A 3,827-nucleotide genomic window follows, 5' to 3' on the forward strand; every position below is an offset into this window, starting at 1 on the left:
CATAAGTGTAGTATTATACTTCATACTTATCTTGTTTAATAAAACATCATCAATAGTTGTTGGATTAGTAACATTTAGCATTGATATTGTACATCCTGAGCATCCAGCTCCATTTAACCAGATAACAGGTGGATCTGTATCTGCTGCAAGTACTGTGTTAACTCTATCCATATCTAGTTCAAGATTTAGAGCTACTGCTGTAGCTACTGACCACTTTAGAAAGTCTCTTCTGCTAATTTTCATAGTAACACTCCTTTTAATATATTTTTTATATAATACCATGCATGGGTTATAACATTGTTATCTAAATTGAAGATAAAAATATAAATTCATTTTTCGCAACATAACAATTTAATACATAAACTTATATAATTTTCATTTATGTTACATCTTGTTATATTATACTTATAATAATAACAATATATGTAAAAATCAAGCATAAAAATACATATTTTATAAATATATTATCTAAAATTTATAACATTTATATTTCCTTCCTCTACTGGATAACGGCATATGTCTAATACTATAGTATATAACCCTGCATATTTATAAGTTATGGAAAGGTTAACTCATATTTAAGTTTCAGTTAAATATAATTATAATTTTCGTTACAAACGACAATATACGAGAAAATAAAGATGTGATGAGGTTTATATTATATTTTTATTGTTAGTCATGAATATTTACACATAAGTAAAATATTACAACTAAAATTCAAATTATTTATTATTTAAAATTTCATTTGCTATAACAATTTGTCCTAAAGCCACACTACCATCATTGATAGCTATTAATTTATTTGTATAAACAACAAACTCTTCATTCTTCAATTCCTTAGTCAAGCTTCTTAATAAATAAGAATTCTGAAATACTCCACCACTTAATGCTACTTCGTTAACACCTGACATCCTGTCTTTCATAATACCATTAATGATTTTTTCAGGATATACTCCTTTTTTAGTTGAGGATTTATTCTATGAATTCTACATGAGTAACTTCCACTAGTTCTCTTTATATCAGAAAGAACACTTAATAAAGAAAATATACTTTTATTAATAAACCCATCTTTATCTTCTTTTGGAATATAATCATCCTGTTTAAAAAGCCACTCCATTATTTATCACCTATTCCTTACAACTATCATGGCTTTATTTATTAGCTTAGTTATTGCAAATATAATTGTTACTCCTACTATGGCAGAAAACAAATAACCTATAGCATCTGACAAACCTTTTAATCCATAATCAGCTAATAGTGCACTGTATTTAAATCCATTCTCCATACCCTGAGGAACATATCCTATTAAACTTCTTAATTCTTCAGTGCTCCATTCACCCCAAGCATTGCCAGATGCAAGAAGTCCTAGGGGGCAAAGAACAATCATCATCATAACTAGACCATATATAGGCTTAATTTTTAATTTTCTTTTTTCAAATAGCTCCCTATGGTATATCATTTCTGGTGATAACTTTTTAATATACATGTATACGCCTGCAGTAATAGCCCCTTCTAACATTCCAACAATAAATAAATGTGGTATCAGCATTGATGGTATTGTAACCTTAAGTGGATATGGGCAATAGATAGGTAATCCAGATACAGTTTTGAATAAAATTGGCTGAATACCAAATTCAATAGCAGTAAAAAGAGCAGCTATGTTTATGCCCACATAGGATCCTATAAAAGCTGCAAGATAGTTTCTTTTTTCACTTTCACTTGTACCTTTTATTAATTTATATGTATAATAACCTGAAAATGGCATTATAAATGCCATGTTAAATGTATTCGCTCCTAAGGCAAGAATACCACCATCTCCGAAAAATAAAGCTTGTATAACAGTAGCAACAGTAATAGAAATAACTGCAGCATCTGGTCCTAACAGTATTGCAATTAATGTAGCTCCGACAGCATGTCCACTACTACCTCCTGGAATTGGAACATTAAACATCATCACAAGAAAAGAAAAGGCTGAACATATACCTAATAAAGGTAACCTCTTTTTACTAATTCCCTCTTGTACCCTAGTTACAGCCCTCCTCCACACAGGAAGCATAACAGCTCCTAATGCAACACATGTTGATGGACTTAAGTAGTTATCTGGAATATGCATACTTCTTCCTCCGTTTATAAGTACTTATTGGCTATTTTTATATAACTTTTTTAATATTTACCAACAAATTTCATTATCTGATAACTCCTTTATTATTTCTAGAGTTATTGCTGCTTCTTCTTCATCAATTGTTTGTATTGCACACCCAGCATGAACTAAAACATATTGGCCAACTTTTATATCTGGAATAAGATGCATAAAATTAAAATATGTACCACCTGAAAGCAGCGGAGTCATATACCCTTGTCCATAAGATATGAGAAAACTTAGCATAAACGGTATTATTAAAATGTTAATATTTATGCACTTTTCATTAATTTAAGAGCTTCTTTTCTCTTATCACTTTTTTCTAATATGTAAATACACCAAATGCTAATTTCATATAAAGCTATTATAGGCAGCGTTACTAAAATAAAAGTTAAAGCATCCAATGAAGGTGATATAAAGGCAACAGTAATTAGTGAAACCATTATTGCAAATTTTCTTTTGCTCTTTAACATCTTACAATTAATTATTCTTATTCTAGATAAAGCAATGAGTACCAATGGAAGTTCAAAAATTAAGCCTATGGTTAACAGCAATGTTCCTATAAAAGAAAAATAATTGCTGCCTGATAAATTTGCTTTCATAAAATCATTACCGCAGTTTAACAAAAAATTTATTGTTGATGGTAACAAAAATTTATATCCAAACAGAATTCCACCTATAAATAGCACTACAGCAAGGGGAATTACAACAAAGTAAAGCAACCTTCTAACCTTTTTATTAATCTTCGAAGATCCTATAGATACTAATAAATAAGCTATTATAGGAGAGGAAACAACTACCCCTCCTAAGAAAGCAACTTTCATCTTTGCCATTATTCCTTCAACAGGAGTCATAAAATATAATTTAATTCCATTAAGTGGCTTAGTTAAGATATTTACAATATAGTCATCCTGAAAATACATAAATGATGTAGCGATAATAACAATGACAAATACTGTTATTATTGCTTTTCTGAACTTTTCTAAAAAACGTACTGTTTGAACAATTTGTTCACTCTTTACCATACTTGTACTCCTACTAAGCTTCTTTCTTCTCTTCAGTTTTTTCTGCGGTCGTATCATCCTTTGTGAGCTCACTTGAAGCTTTCTTAAACGCCTTAATTGATTCTCCTATAGACTTACCTACTGAAGGTAACTTTCCTGGTCCAAAAATCACCAATGCAATTACTAATATTATAATTAACTCTGGAAATCCTATTCTTGGCATAACATTCTTCCTCCAACTTATGAATTTTCTATATTAATTTACTTTTCTCTTTTATCAATAATTCTGTTTTTAGCCATCTTTATATATAATACTCAATTGGATGTTTTTGAAATTTTTTCTCAATAATTCTGTTTTTTAGCCATGTACTTATTTCATCTAAACCCTCATCTTTTATACAGCTTGTTTCAAAAATAATAGCATTAGCATTTAAATAACTTATGTCTTTATAAAATTCTCCTTTACTAAAATTAGTAAAGGGTAATAAGTCTATTTTATTCAAAATAACTGCTCCACTTTTTTCAAACGTTAAAGGATACTTAAGTGGTTTATCATTTCCTTCAGTAGTACTTAAAACGCAAATCTTTATATCTTCACCAATTTCGAATTCAGCAGGACATACAAGATTACCTACATTTTCTATAACAAGAAGATCCATGTCTTCTATATTTAATGAATTAAG

General features: G+C 29.3%; 8 protein-coding genes. All 8 read right to left on the minus strand.

Features of this window, described 5'->3' with window-relative positions; all coding sequences use genetic code 11:
- The coding region (locus HGI79_RS22075; protein ID WP_185652826.1) for a twin-arginine translocation signal domain-containing protein at positions 1-243 on the minus strand (243 nt) is incomplete at its 3' end.
- 479 nt (positions 244-722) lie between these two features.
- On the minus strand, positions 723-923 hold the full coding sequence (locus HGI79_RS22080) for a hypothetical protein (RefSeq protein ID WP_241428310.1): 201 nt from the start codon (positions 921-923) through the stop codon (positions 723-725).
- Entirely contained in the window at positions 920-1,117 is a 198-nt protein-coding gene (locus HGI79_RS22085) for a hypothetical protein (protein WP_185652827.1), read from the minus strand. Before HGI79_RS22085 ends, HGI79_RS22080 begins: the two co-directional genes overlap by 4 nt.
- A 6-nt stretch (positions 1,118-1,123) precedes the next feature.
- Positions 1,124-2,113 carry a cobalt transporter CbiM gene (gene cbiM / locus HGI79_RS22090; RefSeq protein WP_185652828.1) on the minus strand — a complete coding sequence of 330 codons (990 nt, stop codon included), beginning with the start codon at positions 2,111-2,113 and terminating at the stop codon, positions 1,124-1,126.
- 57 nt (positions 2,114-2,170) lie between these two features.
- The gene (locus tag HGI79_RS22095) at positions 2,171-2,350 is read right to left on the minus strand and encodes a HypC/HybG/HupF family hydrogenase formation chaperone (RefSeq protein WP_241428311.1); all 180 of its coding nucleotides are present in this window, start codon (positions 2,348-2,350) and stop codon (positions 2,171-2,173) included.
- Positions 2,351-2,412: 62 nt separating this feature from the next.
- Positions 2,413-3,165: a twin-arginine translocase subunit TatC gene (locus HGI79_RS22105; RefSeq protein ID WP_185652829.1), complete on the minus strand. Its 753-nt coding sequence runs from the start codon at positions 3,163-3,165 to the stop codon at positions 2,413-2,415.
- Positions 3,166-3,178: 13 nt separating this feature from the next.
- Complete coding sequence (gene tatA / locus HGI79_RS22110) at positions 3,179-3,367, minus strand: twin-arginine translocase TatA/TatE family subunit (RefSeq protein WP_185652830.1); 189 nt, start codon at positions 3,365-3,367, stop codon at positions 3,179-3,181.
- A 79-nt stretch (positions 3,368-3,446) separates the two neighbouring features.
- Positions 3,447-3,827 (minus strand): GTP-binding protein (locus tag HGI79_RS22115; RefSeq protein ID WP_278046748.1); only part of this gene is annotated, 381 nt, incomplete at its 5' end.

This window comes from Clostridium sp. DJ247 (genome assembly GCF_014231265.1).

Coding starts and splice junctions, on each gene's coding strand:
- HGI79_RS22080 (WP_241428310.1), bottom strand. CDS start 923: ATGAAAGACAGGATGTCAGGTGTTAACGAAGTAGCATTAAGTGGTGGA.
- HGI79_RS22085 (WP_185652827.1), bottom strand. CDS start 1,117: ATGGAGTGGCTTTTTAAACAGGATGATTATATTCCAAAAGAAGATAAA.
- cbiM (WP_185652828.1), bottom strand. CDS start 2,113: ATGCATATTCCAGATAACTACTTAAGTCCATCAACATGTGTTGCATTA.
- HGI79_RS22095 (WP_241428311.1), bottom strand. CDS start 2,350: ATGACTCCGCTGCTTTCAGGTGGTACATATTTTAATTTTATGCATCTT.
- HGI79_RS22105 (WP_185652829.1), bottom strand. CDS start 3,165: ATGGTAAAGAGTGAACAAATTGTTCAAACAGTACGTTTTTTAGAAAAG.
- tatA (WP_185652830.1), bottom strand. CDS start 3,367: ATGCCAAGAATAGGATTTCCAGAGTTAATTATAATATTAGTAATTGCA.